Annotated in this window: 12 protein-coding genes, 1 tRNA gene and 1 pseudogene; 2 read left to right on the top strand and 12 right to left on the bottom strand. The window is 63.0% G+C overall.

Translation table 11 applies throughout. The annotated features are described in order from the left end of the window. Position 1: 1 nt before the first annotated feature. The 8 genes and pseudogenes from ACX3OW_RS01240 to ACX3OW_RS01275 all read right to left on the bottom strand — a co-directional run bounded on the left by ACX3OW_RS01240 (position 2) and on the right by ACX3OW_RS01275 (position 6,531). Positions 2 to 1,282 (bottom strand): glutamate-5-semialdehyde dehydrogenase, encoded by a 1,281-nt coding sequence (locus ACX3OW_RS01240; RefSeq protein WP_459093919.1) that lies wholly within the window; start codon positions 1,280 to 1,282, stop codon positions 2 to 4. Next, complete coding sequence (gene proB, locus ACX3OW_RS01245; RefSeq protein ID WP_459094779.1) at positions 1,279 to 2,409, bottom strand: glutamate 5-kinase; 1,131 nt, start codon at positions 2,407 to 2,409, stop codon at positions 1,279 to 1,281. Before proB ends, ACX3OW_RS01240 begins: the two co-directional genes overlap by 4 nt. A gap of 20 nt (positions 2,410 to 2,429) precedes the next feature. Continuing rightward, positions 2,430 to 3,473, bottom strand: a complete 1,044-nt coding sequence (obgE, locus tag ACX3OW_RS01250) for a GTPase ObgE (RefSeq protein WP_459093920.1) — start codon at positions 3,471 to 3,473, stop codon at positions 2,430 to 2,432. Next, the gene (locus ACX3OW_RS01255) at positions 3,470 to 4,006 is read right to left on the bottom strand and encodes a GNAT family N-acetyltransferase (protein ID WP_459093921.1); all 537 of its coding nucleotides are present in this window, start codon (positions 4,004 to 4,006) and stop codon (positions 3,470 to 3,472) included. Before ACX3OW_RS01255 ends, obgE begins: the two co-directional genes overlap by 4 nt. A 46-nt stretch (positions 4,007 to 4,052) precedes the next feature. After that, on the bottom strand, positions 4,053 to 4,580 hold the full coding sequence (locus tag ACX3OW_RS01260) for a GNAT family N-acetyltransferase (RefSeq protein ID WP_459093922.1): 528 nt from the start codon (positions 4,578 to 4,580) through the stop codon (positions 4,053 to 4,055). A gap of 123 nt (positions 4,581 to 4,703) precedes the next feature. After that, positions 4,704 to 4,970, bottom strand: coding sequence for a 50S ribosomal protein L27 (gene rpmA / locus ACX3OW_RS01265; protein ID WP_459093923.1), 267 nt, complete (start codon positions 4,968 to 4,970; stop codon positions 4,704 to 4,706). Positions 4,971 to 5,120: 150 nt separating this feature from the next. Further along, positions 5,121 to 5,543 (bottom strand): annotated as a pseudogene (gene rplU / locus ACX3OW_RS01270) (50S ribosomal protein L21); the annotation flags it as partial. 223 nt (positions 5,544 to 5,766) lie between these two features. Further along, complete coding sequence (locus tag ACX3OW_RS01275; RefSeq protein WP_459093924.1) at positions 5,767 to 6,531, bottom strand: MBL fold metallo-hydrolase; 765 nt, start codon at positions 6,529 to 6,531, stop codon at positions 5,767 to 5,769. A 221-nt stretch (positions 6,532 to 6,752) separates the two neighbouring features. Here ACX3OW_RS01275 and ACX3OW_RS01280 point away from each other — a divergent pair. Further along, positions 6,753 to 6,842: transfer RNA gene (locus tag ACX3OW_RS01280), tRNA-Ser, on the top strand. 567 nt (positions 6,843 to 7,409) lie between these two features. Here ACX3OW_RS01280 and ACX3OW_RS01285 read toward each other — a convergent pair. Genes ACX3OW_RS01285 through ACX3OW_RS01300 form a run of 4 tightly spaced genes read right to left on the bottom strand, consistent with a single transcriptional unit; the run spans position 7,410 to position 12,590 of the window. Continuing rightward, on the bottom strand, positions 7,410 to 9,527 hold the full coding sequence (locus ACX3OW_RS01285) for an MGH1-like glycoside hydrolase domain-containing protein (RefSeq protein WP_459093925.1): 2,118 nt from the start codon (positions 9,525 to 9,527) through the stop codon (positions 7,410 to 7,412). Continuing rightward, on the bottom strand, positions 9,524 to 10,435 hold the full coding sequence (locus tag ACX3OW_RS01290) for a dihydrodipicolinate synthase family protein (RefSeq protein WP_459093926.1): 912 nt from the start codon (positions 10,433 to 10,435) through the stop codon (positions 9,524 to 9,526). Before ACX3OW_RS01290 ends, ACX3OW_RS01285 begins: the two co-directional genes overlap by 4 nt. Before the next feature lie 29 nt (positions 10,436 to 10,464). Continuing rightward, positions 10,465 to 11,454 carry a 4-hydroxythreonine-4-phosphate dehydrogenase PdxA gene (pdxA, locus tag ACX3OW_RS01295; RefSeq protein WP_459093927.1) on the bottom strand — a complete coding sequence of 330 codons (990 nt, stop codon included), beginning with the start codon at positions 11,452 to 11,454 and terminating at the stop codon, positions 10,465 to 10,467. Positions 11,455 to 11,474: 20 nt separating this feature from the next. Next, positions 11,475 to 12,590 carry a sialidase family protein gene (locus ACX3OW_RS01300; RefSeq protein WP_459093928.1) on the bottom strand — a complete coding sequence of 372 codons (1,116 nt, stop codon included), beginning with the start codon at positions 12,588 to 12,590 and terminating at the stop codon, positions 11,475 to 11,477. 228 nt (positions 12,591 to 12,818) lie between these two features. Here ACX3OW_RS01300 and ACX3OW_RS01305 point away from each other — a divergent pair, with 228 nt between their 5' ends. Then, positions 12,819 to 14,444, top strand: coding sequence for an ABC transporter substrate-binding protein (locus tag ACX3OW_RS01305; RefSeq protein WP_459093929.1), 1,626 nt, complete (start codon positions 12,819 to 12,821; stop codon positions 14,442 to 14,444). Positions 14,445 to 14,496: the final 52 nt, after the last annotated feature.

Here is a 14,496-nt window from a genome sequence, read left to right on the forward strand (position 1 = left end):
CTCACGGCCGCGTCTGGCCGTTGCCGCGGACGCGATATTTGAAGCTGGTGAGCTGTTCCACACCGACCGGCCCGCGCGCATGCATTTTGCCGGTGGCGATACCGATCTCGCCGCCAAAGCCGAACTCGCCGCCATCGGCGAACTGGGTGGAGGCGTTGTGCACCAGAATCGCCGAGTCGATTTCGTTGAAGAATTTTTCAACCGCCGCCGCATCTTCGGCGATGATCGCCTCGGTGTGGTGGCTCGAATAGGTCTCGATATGGGCAATGGCCGCGTCGACGCTATCCACGAGCTTCACCGCAATGATCGCGTCCTCATATTCGGTGCGCCAATCCGCTTCGGTCGCGGCTTTGGCTTCTGGCACCAGCGCCATCACCGCCGCGTCACCGCGGATTTCGCAGCCCTTGGCGATAAGCGCCTCGATGATCGGCACCAAATGAGTGTTGGCCACGTCGCGATGCACCAGCAGCGTTTCCGCCGCGCCGCACACGCCAGTGCGCCGCATCTTGGCGTTGAGGGTGACGTTGACGGCCTTCTCCAGATCGGCGCTCTTGTCGATATAGACATGCACCAGCCCTTCGAGATGGGCGAACACCGGCACGCGCGCCTCGTCCTGCACCCGAGCGACCAGCGTCTTGCCGCCGCGGGGCACGATGACGTCGATATTGCCGTCCAGCCCCTTCAGCATTTCGCCCACGGCAGCGCGGTCGGTGGTCGGCACCAGCTGCACGCATTCGGCCGGCAGGCCGGCCAGGTGCAGCCCGTCCAGCAGGCATTCGACAATGGCGTGGCTGGAGTGGATGCTGTCGCTGCCGCCGCGCAGGATCACCGCATTGCCCGACTTGATGCACAGCGCGCCAGCATCGGCGGTGACATTGGGGCGCGATTCAAAAATCACCCCGATGACGCCGAGCGGCGTGCGCACGCGTTCGATATGCAGGCCATTGGGCCGATCCCATTCGGCGATGGTGGCGCCGACCGGATCGGGCAGCTCGGCAATAATCTTCACCGCGTCAACAATGCCGTCGATGCGCGCGTCGTTCAGCTCCAGCCGATCGAGAAAGGCGCTGGAAATGCCCTTGTCGCGTGCCGCCGCCATATCCTGCGCATTGGCGGCGAGGATTTTCTTGCGGTGAGCGTTGATGGCGCCGGCAGCGGTCAGCAGCGCCGTGCGCTTCTGCTCCGATGTAGCCAGGGCCAAGGCGCGCGCGCCGATGCGGGCGTTGCGGCCCAGTTCGGCCATGATGGTGGCGACCGACGCAGCGGCGTCATGGGCGTTCATTGACTGTCCTCCTTGGTGCCGACCAGCACCAGATTGTCCCGATGCACCAGAGCGGCGCGATTGCTGGGGCCGAGCAGCGACTGCACGGTGTCGCTGCGCTTGCCCATGACCAGCCGCGCATCTTCGCTGTTGAGCCCGGCCAGGCCCCGGGCGATTTCGGCCCCGTCTGGGTTGAGCACGGCAATGGCGTCGCCGCGCTCGAACTCGCCGCTCACCTTGGTGACGCCGATCGGCAGCAGCGATTTGCCGGTGCGCAGGGCGCGCGCCGCGCCGGCATCGACCTGCAGCGTGCCGGACACGGCCAGCGTGCCCATGATCCAGCGTTTGCGCGCTTGCGCCCGGCTATGGGCGGGGTGAAACAAAGTATGCCGACCGCCTTCGGTCAGCGCCTGCAGCGGATGGTTCTCGGTGCCTTTGGCGATGATCATTGCCGTGCCGGCCTGGGTCGCGATCTTGCCGGCTTCCACCTTGGTGGTCATGCCGCCGCGCGACAGATGGCTGGCGGCGCCCCCCGCCATCGCCTCGATCTCCGGCGTGATGGCGCGGACCAGCGGCAAATGGGTGGCATTGGGGTCTTTGGCCGGCGGGGCGGTATAGAGCCCGTCAATATCGCTGAGCAGCACCAGACAATCGGCCTCGATCATCGTGGCGACGCGGGCCGACAGGCGATCATTGTCGCCATAGCGGATTTCGGCAGTGGCGACGCTGTCATTCTCATTGATGATCGGAATGGCGCCCAACCCGAGCAGGGTGGCTATGGTGGTGCGGGCGTTGAGATAATAGCGCCGCTCTTCGGTGATATTGGGCGTGATGAGAATCTGCCCGGTCACAATGCTGTGCCGACCCAGCGCCTCGGCCCAGGCCTGGCTCAGGGCAATCTGCCCGGCGCTGGCCGCCGCCTGGCTCTGTTCAAGCGTCAGCGCCACTGCCGACAGGCCCAGCAGTCCCCGCCCCAGCGCGATGGCGCCCGAGGAGACGATCACCACCTCGCAGCCACTGGCTTGCAGCGCTGCGATATCGGTGGCGATGCTGGCCAGCCAGTCGGCGCGCAGCCGACCGGCCTTGTCGACCAGCAGCGCCGAACCGATCTTGATGGTCAGCCGTTTATAGGGCGCGAGGGCGTTCACCTGGTCGGCCGCCGCAATGACTACGGCGCCCAATTGGGCTCAGCCTTGCGACGGGAGGCTTCGAGCTTGGCGGCCTTTTCGGCATCCAGCGTTTCGATGATGCCATAGAGCACCATATCGACGCCCTGCCCGGTCACGGCGGACACCTGCAGCACGTCCTGCTTGCTCAGCTTCTTGAGGGTTTTGACCTTGTCCTTGAGCTCGTCGGCCGGGATGGAATCCACCTTGTTGATCACCACCAGCTCAGGCTTTTCGCCCAGCAGCGGATCATAGGCCGCCAATTCGCCGCGAATGGTCTTATAGGCCAGGCCGACGTCTTCCTGGGTGCCGTCGATCAGATGGATCAGCACGCCGCAGCGTTCCACATGGCCGAGGAAGCGGTCGCCAATGCCGGCGCCTTCGCTGGCGCCTTCGATCAACCCGGGAATATCGGCCAGCACGAAATCGCGCTCACCAATGGAAACCACGCCCAGATTGGGATGCAGCGTGGTGAAGGGATAATCGGCAATCTTGGGCTTGGCGGCCGAGACCGCGGCGAGGAAGGTCGACTTGCCGGCATTGGGCATGCCGACCAGACCCGCATCGGCAATCAGCTTGAGCCGCAGCCAGATCCACTTTTCCACGCCCGGAATGCCCGGATTGGCGTGACGCGGTGCCTGATTGGAGCTGGTCTTGAAATGGGCATTGCCGAAGCCGCCATTGCCGCCGCTGAGCAGCACGACGCGCTGGCCGACTTCGGTCATGTCGGCGATCAGTGTCTCGTTGTCGTCTTCAAACACCTGCGTGCCGGCCGGTACGCGCAGCACGATGTCGCCGCCATCGGCACCGGTGCGGTTCTTGCCCATGCCATGGACACCGGTCTTGGCCTTGAAGTGCTGCTGGTAGCGATAATCGATCAGCGTATTGAGCCCGTCGACGCATTCGAGCACGACGTCACCGCCGCGCCCGCCATTGCCGCCATTGGGACCGCCGAATTCGACGAATTTTTCACGCAGGAACGACACGGAGCCGCCACCGCCGTCGCCGGAGCGCACATAGACCTTGGCCTGGTCGAGGAACTTCATTTTTCTCTGGCCTTCCAGACGCCACGCGTCAGTTTGGTGTCGATATGCTCCACCTCGGCGTCGCGCGCAAGGCAGAGCAGGGTTGAGCGTCCGGTTTGGGTAAACCCGAGCTTGGTTTGAATAGCGAGCGAAGCCGCATTGAAATGGAACACGCCCGAGTAAATCACTGGCGCCACCGAGATGGCAAAGAACCAATCGAGGCTAGCCACGACCGCTTCGGTCATGATGCCGCGTCCCCAGAAGGGCCGCCCCAGCCAATAGCCGAGAACCGGGCCGCTGGCCCCCTGATGAAAGCCGACATGGCCGGCAAAGCCCTCGCCCGGCAGCTCGATGGAGAAATTGGTCTCCTCGGGCGGCAGGCCGGGCAGACGGGTGCGCAGCCATGCCTTGGCGTCGCTCAGATGATAGGGGAATGGCACCCGCGCCAGATTGCCGGCCACGCCGAAATCATTGAGATAGCGGGCGATCGGCTCGGCATCGCCCAATTGGGGCGGCCGCAGGATGAAGCGGGGCGTGCGCAGCGTGACATTCATGACGCGCGCCATCCCATGATCGTCATCGGCAAAGCATCGCGTGGCGTCATGATCCGAAATCCAGTCGCATCTGCATGACCTTCTGACCGGCCAGCGTGCCCTTCTCGTCGACGGCCTCGCCGGTCTCGACAAAGCCGGCCTTGCGCAACACTTTGCGCGAGCCGGCATTGCTCAGCAAGGCGCGCGAGCGCAAGGCTGGCGTGCCGCTGGTCCTGGCCGCTGCCACCACGGCCATGGCGGCCTCGGTGGCATAGCCCAGGCCCCAATAGGGTTCACCCAGCCAATAGCCCAGCTCGGGCAGCAGGTCGGGCAAAAAATGCAGGCCAATGGTGCCGATATAATGGCCCTGCAGCAGAATGGACCAGGCGAATTCCTCCGGCCCGCGCGCGATATTTTCGACAAAGAACCGGCCATGGCTCTCGTCATAGGGATGCGGCAGGCGCGACAGCACCGCATGGATGGTCTTGCTGTTGGCCAGCACCGCCATTTCCGGCACATGCTCCAGCGTCGGCGTGGTCAGCACCAGGCCATCCGTCGTGATGATGGCGGGAAGGCGGTGCTTGATGCTGTCCATTTTGCGCTCTGCTGCAGAATACGAAAAGGGGAACCGGCGAGCCGGTCCCCCTTGATCTGATTTCGCATGGTGCGAACACGAGCCGGGGACCAGGTCACCGGCGGGTTCACAAAACCTGCCGGGTTATTCGGCGGCTTCTGCTGGGGTGACGGACACGAACACCTGCGACTTGGCGCGGGTGCGGAACGTCACTGCGCCATCGACCAGTGCGTAAATGGTGTGATCCTTGCCCAGGCCAACGCCGGTGCCGGGATGCCACTTGGTGCCGCGCTGACGGATGATGATGTTGCCAGCGATGACGGCTTCGCCGCCAAACTTCTTGACGCCAAGACGACGGCCAGCGGTATCACGACCGTTGCGGGATGAACCGCCTGCTTTTTTGTGTGCCATCTCTAGGGCTCCTTATTCCTTGTCGGCCTTAGGCTCGGCCTTCTTGGCCGGGGCCTTCTTTGCCGGCTTGTCAGCGGCAGCTACGTCGGCGGCAGCGGCCTTCTTCGGCGCAGCCTTCTTGGCCGGAGCCTTGGCTTCGGTCGCAACGACTGCCTTGGCTTCAGCCGCAGCAGCAGCCTTGGCAGCAGCGCGGACCTTGGCGGGCTTGCCGACAACCACGGTTTCCGTGGGGGCGACAACGCCGACTGCCTTGATCGTCGGCTTGGCGCCGCCGGTCAGGATTTCGGTGATGCGCACGGTCGACAGCAACTGGCGGTGGCCGTTGCGACGACGATAATTGTGGCGACGGTTCTTCTTGAAGATGATGACCGTCTTCTGCTTGCGAGTCTCAAGCAGCTCGGCAGCGACAAGCGCGCCTTCGATCAGCGGAGCACCGACTTCGCCGTCAATCATCAGCACCTGGTCGAAGGTGACGATGGTGCCGGCTTCGGCGTCGAGCTTTTCAATCTTGAGAACGTCGTTGGCGGCAACCTTATACTGCTTGCCACCGGTTTTGATCACGGCAAAAGTCATAGTTTAACCGGGAGCGTCAAACGCCCGGTCCCATTGTGTCGCGCTCTGTGGCGCCGCAGGTTAAAGCCGAAGCCCTGCGGTCTTCGATCGGCAGCCGGTGATCAAACCGGCGGGCAGCCTCGAACAGCGTTTTCAAACAAAGAAGGCGCGCCAGACCAGCCAGCACGCATTTCCGTCGCGGCTTATCGGGGGAAATGCCCCAAGAGTCAAGCCTGACGCCGGATTACTGGCCGTTCGGATACCAATCGCGCAGCCGGACCTCGGTATGGTCTCCGACCTGGGCCTCCAGCACCGACAGATCGCTCTCGCCATAGTGGTAGGGATAGACGATGGCCGGCTTAAACACGTTGACCGCCTCGGCCGCCTGCTCGGGCGTCATGGTATAGGGCAGGTTCATCGGCAGGAAGGCCACCGCAATGTCGGTGAGCGCCAGCATGTCGGGGGTCGGCTCGGTATCGCCGGCCACATAGACCACCTTGTCGCCCAGGGTGAGCAGATAGCCATTGCCCACGCCCGGGGGGTGATAGCGCAGCCGGTCGGCGGTGATGTTGTAGGCCTGGATCGCCTTGATGGCGATGCCGTCAAGGCTGGTTTCGTCGCCATTGGCCAGCGCCGTGGCATTCACCTTGAGCCCCTCAGGCAGCTTGTCGAACACCTCCTGGCTGGCGAGGATCGGCGCCAGACCGGCAATCGCCTCCAGCGTCGGAACGTCAAAATGATCGCCATGCCCGTGGGTTACCAGAATCGCGGTCGGCGCCGGCAGGCCCGCATAGCGCTCCGCGCCACCCACCGGGTCGCAATAGATAACCTGATCACCAAAGCCGAGCACGAGGCTGGCGTGATCGACCGGATGGACGATGATGTCGCCATCCGCCGTGGGGATCGCATCCCCCTCCAATGCCGCCTGCTGCGCCCAGACGGGCCCCAGGCCCAGCGACACGATGGGCAAAACCGCTATGCCGGCGACGACTTCACGACGTTTAACCATGGCATCCTCCCATTTCGAGCCGAGCGCTGTGATGCACGCCGGCGCACGGGATTTTGCACAAAAATGTGTCGCGAACCGGGCGTCGGCGCGCCCTCCAGCCCCTGCCCCGCCGGCAAAATTGCAGGAAGGCCCACAAGGGGTGTTGCGGGCCAACCATTGCTATGGCATAAGCCGGCCCGTGTCGACCAGCCGGCCCCTTCGGGGGCTCGTATCGATCTCGCGGAGAGATGGCAGAGCGGTTGAATGCACCGCACTCGAAATGCGGCATGGGGGCAACTCCATCGGGGGTTCGAATCCCTCTCTCTCCGCCATTAACCCCTTGTTTTCGTTGCGAAAATTGATCTCCGGTAGCATTGAGTCTTAAGTCGCTGAATTCACCTAGCAATTCACGGCGGGAAATGGCGAAACGCTTCGGGAGACTGCCTTGAGGCAAGCCCAAACAGCCCTCAATTATCCCCATTCTCCAACGGCCATTTCCCCGGATAAGTTAGTTCGGAAATCATTCGGGCGGTTTCTTGTGCTCAGTGGCTAGCGGTGTGTCCACCAAACCGAAGCACGCTCATTTTCATTCTCCGCCAATAACTTAGCGGAAATTCAGTCGACGTTTCAGTGCCCCGGGACATGCCGATGTTTCGGACCCCGTTTGGGGGCGTTGCGACATTTCGGTGGGGCCGGTCTTGGCCAAAGCCCAACGCTCGGTGTGGTAACATACGGGCGGCAGCCCCCCCACGGGGCGCAAGCGGGCATTCCTTCCGTCAATCACCGACGGCCGAAATGAGGCCGAGAGCGGCCCAGCAGGTTCTGGCTCCAGGAGGCGAATAATGGACAATTGGCCATGGGCTGCGTCACAGCGCCTAGTGCGTACTGTAGCTATGAGATCAGGATGCCGGTCGCTGTGGTCGGTCCAATGCAACGCTCAGTCTTTGTCCGCTCGGAGCCGTGGCGACGACCGTTCCGTTCTGCTCCACTACCGTTCCGCCATCTCTGGAAAATGATATCTTCAATCGATGGCCCAACACTCGGACGTCCTCAAGCTCGTATTGCTCAAGGCCAACGTCCACCGGATCTATCGTGACCATCCCGTCCTCGGCGATTTCGAGCCCAACTATCTGGCGGATGATGATGTCGATCAGATAGGAATGGTTGTAGTCCGGCTCGTCGCTGATCGGCTCGCCCGTCATGCTGTCATAGTGCTCGACGAGATAAGGCGTCTCGCCGTCGCGCTGCTGGAAATGCAGCAGGGCGTATTTCCAGAAAAAGTGTCCGAAGAGCTCATCCTGGGCATGGCCATTGCCGCGGCTGACCCGGCCGATAGCGTCGATCACCACGCTATTGGTATAGGGCCAGGTCGGGCCGTCCCACATGCAGCCGTTGCGGCCCTTGAGGAAGCGCCCTTTCCAACTACCGCCGGCCTGGAAGACCGGGCATTGCGGCGATACCGAGGGCAGGGGATTGGGGGTGTCGAAATGGTCGGGGCCAAGCGATTCGAGCAGACCTGCTAGATGCGCATCGTCGGTAATTCCGGCCCAATAGGGATAGAAACCCACGATATTGCGCACCCTGGCCTTCTCGTCGGTCTGGTGATGCAGATCGTAGAAAAACCTGGCCTCGCCATCCCATTGCTTGGTTAGCACATCGCCAGCAATGTCCTCGGCGAGCGCCTCGAACTGCTCCGCCTCGCTATCGCCCATCAGCCGGCAAAGGCCGGCCACGCCACGGGCGTTGAGATGATGATAGATAGCCCGATCGACGCGCTTGAGCGGGGTGTAGGTGGCCGGGTCCAGCGGATCGTCGGGGTAGTCGTGGAAATACCAGTAGCTGGGTTGGTACTCCTTGCCGGTCAGTTGGTGGCGCTGCTGGATCGGCAGGTTGTCGCCCCCCGTCGCCAGGAACTCAGCCTCGCCGCGCACCTGGCGCTTGAGCATGGGGAGTGCGTCTCGCAAGGCATCGTTGATGCCCTGTGCCAGCCCATATTGATAGCTCGCCCAGCCCATGAAGTTTGCATAGGGGTGGATCGTCCGCGTCAACGTCTGGGCATCGAACTGCCCGTCTTTGGCCTGCGCACCGGCCAGCAGGGGATAGACCCCGGTCCCGAGGCCCGCTTCGTGATGCCAGCGCGCTTCGATGAGGTGCATGGGCGTCGACAGCGGGATCAGCTTGCTGAACTCCCAGCCCACCGGATTCCAAGGCGTCTTGGTCATCTTGTGCGAGCGGCCTTCATAAAAGAAGGTGCCGTCGAGCGGTGCACGACCAGGCCTCGCTAGAGTGTGGCGCATCAAAAACCAGCGGTAGGCATAGAGCTTGTCCAGCAAAGGGCTGCTGCTGGTGAATTTCGGCGTTTCATCGAACCAGGCCTGATATTCGGCGACTTGTTCTGCCAGTAGCGCTGCGGACGATTTGGCGACTATGGCACCGACCTTGCGGTCCAGCATCTCCCAGCTATCGCTCTCGGCAATGCCGACCGCAGCGGCCACGACGAATTCCACGGTTTCGCCGGGCGCCAGCGTCATCCCCGACCAGAGGTCATCACGGCTTGTAGCGAGCACCATGCGCAGCGAAAAGTCCTGCGCATCGATCCGCCGCTCGCCGCGGGCACCGGTGGCGTCGCGGGTTACCCAGCTCGTGTCGATCTGCAATTGAACACGCGCCGGGGCCGTGCCGGCATTGTGCCAGCACTGCAGTGAGACAGCTTCGTCTGCCCACGTGACGTAGCGGCGCTCTTCAAGCGTCAGCGCGCCAAGTGTGCTGGTTGTGGTGAGGTGGCTTGGCCGCCACTCGACCTGCGACGGCAGCGGCGGCTGGGCTTGCTCCAGCGCTATGCCGAACAACATTGGAATGTTGAGCTTGTGGATGAAGTCGATGGCGCCGACAAAGCCGGGGACGTCATCAAGCATTTCCGCCCATAGGCGTGCGCCGGTCGGACCGAGCAACAGGCTGCCGGGCCGCGTGCGCAGGCCGCGCCGTCCGGTTGCCAGAGCGGCGTCTATGGTGGTCATGCGGGCTGTTCAGCGTCGACCCGATCAAGGATCGGGGTCAGCTTGGCGATCTGCTCGTCACTGATGCGCACCAGCGGCGGCCGCATATTGGTCCAGCTCGGCGCGTTGTAACGCCGGGCAATCATCGCCTTGATCGTCGGAATCTGGGCAAAGCTGTTGCTGGCCTCACGCAGGGCAACGATGCGCGCCTGTGCCGCGTCGACCGCGACGCTAGCGCTGCTGTCGGCGAATTTGTCGAACACCACGCGCAACTGGCGTGCCGCCAGGTTCGACGTCGCGGTGATGCAGCCAGCGCCGCCCTGTCGCATCAGCGGCAGCAGGAACGGATCGGCCCCGGCGAGGATCGAGAGTTGCGGAAAGGCCTTGGCCAGCGCGACCATATTGTCCAACTGCCCGCCGGAATCCTTCACCCCGGCAATGATATCGGGATAGCGCTCGCATAGCCGGCCGATGAGGTCGTGGCTCAGCGGAATTTGGGAGAGCGGCGGAATGTGGTAGAGCACGACGCGCAGGCGGTCATCCGCCACGGCGTCGAGAACCTGGCAATAGGCGTCGAACAGGCCCTGGTCGCTGACGCCCTTGTAGTAGAACGGGGGCAGCATCACCACCTTGGTCACGCCCAGCGACAAGGCGTGGCGGGTCAGCTCGACGGTTTCGGGCAGGGCGCAAAGACCCGTCCCCGGCAGCAGGCTATCCGCCGCGATGCCCGAGGCGACCACGGCCTCGAGGATCGCCCGGCGCTCGTTGAGCGAGAACGAATTGGCTTCGCCAGTTGACCCCAGCAGCGCTATGCCGTGGCAGCCATCGTCGAGCAATTGCCGGCAATGGGCGGCGAGGGCGCCATGGTCGGGGCTGCGGTCGCCATTGATCGGCGTCGCCGCCGCGCTGAAAACTCCACGAATGCTCATTTGTGCAACCTCGGTCGCTAAAGGAAAAATCAGGCGGCAGTTGCCGCCAGCTTGCGGGCATAGGCAATGGCCGCAAGCATGTTCACGTGTTTGGCGCGACCTGTGCCGGCCAGATCGAAGGCGGTGCCATGATCGACCGAGGTGCGATCGATCGGCAGGCCCAGCGAAACATTGACCGCGGTGTCGAAGGCCACGAGCTTGATCGGGATATGGCCCTGATCGTGATATTGCGCCACCACCAGGTCGAAGGCGCCGGAATAGGCCCGGTAATAGAGCGTGTCGGCAGAGATCGGGCCCACGACGTCGATGCCTTCCTGGCGGGCCATTTCGACGGCCGGGGCAACCTGCAGATCATCCTCGCGACCGAAGAGGCCATTCTCGCCGCAATGCGGGTTGATGCCAGCCACGGCGATGCGCGGGTTGTCATAGCCCGTGCGTTTGAGATGGGCGTGACCGACCCGGATGGTTTCGAGAATGCGTTCCGGCGTGGCCCGGCCGATGGCGTCGCGCAGCGACACATGGGTCGAAACATGGATCACCTTGAGCCGCTCGGAGGCGAGCAGCATGAAGGACGAACGCGAACCAGTCAGGTGCGCCAGCATGCCGGTATGGCCATCGAAGTGATGGCCGGCAAGATTCAGGGCTTCCTTGTTGATTGGCGCCGTGACGATGCCGGCGGCTTTCCCGGACAGGCACAGCTCCACGGCGCGCGCTATATAGCGGTAGCTGGCTTCCCCGCCGATCGGGTCGAGCTTGCCGAACGGCAGCGGCATGCCGGGCACCCGCACATCGTCGATGCGCAACTGGCTGTTGCCTCCGATGGCCTCGCCGGTGACCAGCCGCAGATTAACGCCGGTCGCGCTGATCGCCCGCTCAAGCGTTTCCGCCGAACCGATGACCAGCAGGGCGGCACGGTCGGCCGGGCTCAGCTCGGCCGCCGCCTTGACGATGACTTCGGCGCCGACGCCGACGGGATCGCCCATGGTGATGGCGATCGGTTTCTCGGCTGCAACAGCCATACCTGCTCTCCCTGCCGCCATCAGGCGGTCTTGACCCAGTCAGGGCTGAACCGCACGAACTTGATCGCTTTGCGGTAATAGGTGAAGGCCACGTTGATCCGTCCCTCCGCGTCACCGGTCACGGTGGGGTAAGAGAGTTCGCGCGCCCTGCGATCCGGCTTGTCCAGGTTCAATTCCGGCGGCGGCGTCGGCGCCACTTCGATATCGCGAATATGCGACCAGGTCTTGCCCTCGTCCAGCGACAAGGCGATGGACAGCGGCGTTCGCGGCACGCCCCAGATCGGCTCATTGCCAGCCTCTGCACGAACGGCCGGGGTTGCGGCGATATTGTTGAACACCAGCGCCAGCGTGCCGTCGGCGAGAGTGCAGCACTGGATCGACGAATTGTTGTTGGGCAGGCTCGTTGCCACCGGCTTGGACCAGGTGTGGCCCTTGTCGGTCGAAACCGATTCCATGATGTTGTCGGCGTAGCGGCTGCGATAGAGTGCGAAGAGGCTGCCATCGCGGCGCTCGACCACGTTCATATGTACCGCACCCTTGCTGTCCGGCACGGCATGCTCGGTCCAGTTCTGACCCTGATCGGTCGAGATCATCACCGCGCTGACATCGTTCTGGCCATGCCACGTCTCGCCCGGCACCGGCAGGCAATGGAAGATTGGCAATATCCATTCGCCGCTCGAAAGCACCAGCACGCCCTGCCGGATAAAGGTGCCCGGCTCGCCGAACAGCACCTCGATAGGACCCCAGCTTTGCCCGCCATCGCGCGAAATGCGGCGACGGACGATGGCCGTGTCCTGATTGCCGAATTCCTGCGCCGTATAGAGCAGCCAAAGCTCGCCTGCGGGCGTCTCGAACAGAACGGGGTTCTGCTCGGACCGTTCGGGGTCGTCCGAAACCTTGATCTCGGGCGTCCAGGCGGCCGCGCCAGCGGGCAGGCGGGTGAAATAGATCGAGACGTCGGGCTTGCCCTCTTCGGTGCCGGCAAACCAGGTGCATGCCATGTCGCCGTTATTCAGCGCCAACAGGAAAGAGGCATGGGCCTGTGCCACATGTGTTGGCAGGAACGCCTCTTCCCGGGTCGGATCGCCGATCACGGGCCGAATATGGCCGTCGGCATTGACGCTGGTCTGTGACATGAACGCTCTCCTCCAAACTAACTTGTAAAGTGATTATCATGACAGGTTCGCTGTTGCCAAGAAAAATATTACCTATCAAAATCATATTGATAGTTCATATGACAGCTGCGCATCGAAAGGCGAAAGAAATACATGTTGACATGCAATTGCGCTGTGACATGATCCACGACCGTTGCCGTCGGTGGCTGAATGCCGAAATGACAGGCACGGAAAATGGGAGGAACACCAATGGTCGATCAATCGACTGCCACTAGCCGTCCGTCGCGTCGCGGCGTGCTCAAGGGCGGCGCCGGGCTGATGCTGAGCATGACCGCTTTCGGCATGCTTGCCGGCAAGGCCGTCGCGCAGGAACAGACATTCAAGATCATTCATCCGTCATTCGACATGAACTGGTCGCCCTATCGCGGCGGCGGTGCAGCTCTGCGCTGGCACTCGCTGTGGTGGGCGTCGCCGATGTATTTCGACGCCGCCGGCGAAGTGCAGCCCTATGTATTCGCCAGCTGGGAGCCAAATGCCGACTGGACGGTCTGGACCTTCAAGCTCGACCCCAACGCAGTCTTCTCCGACGGGTCCAAGATCACGCCCGCAGATGTAAAGGGCTCGTGGGAAATGTGTTCCATGCCGCTCAGCGCCAGCCAGCGCGTGCCGCTCGTACTTGCCGGCGTGGTCGGCTATGGCGACCTCTCCGCGGGCACCGGTACCGAGCTTTCCGGCGTTACCATCGTCGATGATGCGACCATTCAGGTAACGCTCGTCGCGCCCGATCCGGTCTTCTACATGCGCCTCGCCAATCACCTGGTGCCGATCAGCAAGGTGTCGCAGTCGCGTGCCGAGGACGGCAACCAGAACCCCGAATGGTACACGCCTGAAGGCGGCGTCATCAGCTCGGGTCCGTTCAAGCTAGTCGAGATGAACCTCGACGATGGCTTCGTCGCCTGGGAGCCGAACGAGAATTTCTTCGGACCCAAGGTCAAGCTCACCCGCATCGAACTGCGCGTTATCGAGGATTCGGTCACCGCTACCGCGCTGCTGAAGCAGGGCGAGTATCATGCGCATACTGCGCTGGTGACGCCGACCATCGTCGACGATCTGGGCGTGGAGTTCAGCCAGGGCACCGAGATCCCGAACGGGCAGCACTTCTACTTCAATTCCAAGACTGCTCCGTTCGATGACGTCAACGTCCGCAAGGCGCTGATCCTGGCCGTCGACCGTGCCGAAATGATGCGCGCCTCCTTCCCGAAGGGGCCGCACAAGCAGGCCGAACAGATCCTCGTCGGCGTCAAGGGTGTCGATCCCGACTGGGTGCCATACCCCTTTGATCCGGAGGCCGCAAAGGCGGCTCTTGCTGCCTCGAAATACGGTTCGCCCGACAAGTTGCCGCGCATCATCTTTGCCGGTATCATCGCGCCGGCCGAGCAGGCGGCGGCACAGTTCGCCATCGAACAGTGGCGCCAGAACCTGGGTATCACCGCGATCGAGCTCAAGCCGACGCTTGACAACTTCTCGCCCGCCGACGTCCACATCGTGCGTGACGATGCAGGCTCGCGCGTTCCCGACGCGACTGAGTTCCTGCACACCGCCATCCACTCGAGCTCGAGCGTCGCCATCAACAAGATGAACGGCTACAACAATCCCGAAGTCGATCGCCTGCTCAACGAAGCGGCGCCGCTGCCGCTCGATGATCCGCGCCGTGACGAGCTTGCGCAAGAAGCGCAGCGGATCTTCCGCGAGGATTACCAGCTCCTCCCCTGGTATATCGAGGCGATGTCCCGTTGGGCTCTGCCCAGCGTCGCGGGCATGGAGAAGAACCTCGACTGGCAGGTCTTCGCGCCCTGGAACATCGAGATTAAGTAAGCCTCTTCGAACGGTTAGATTAAGGAAGTCGCGCTCCGGCGCGGCTTCCACA

The organism is Devosia sp. A449 (assembly GCF_054489375.1).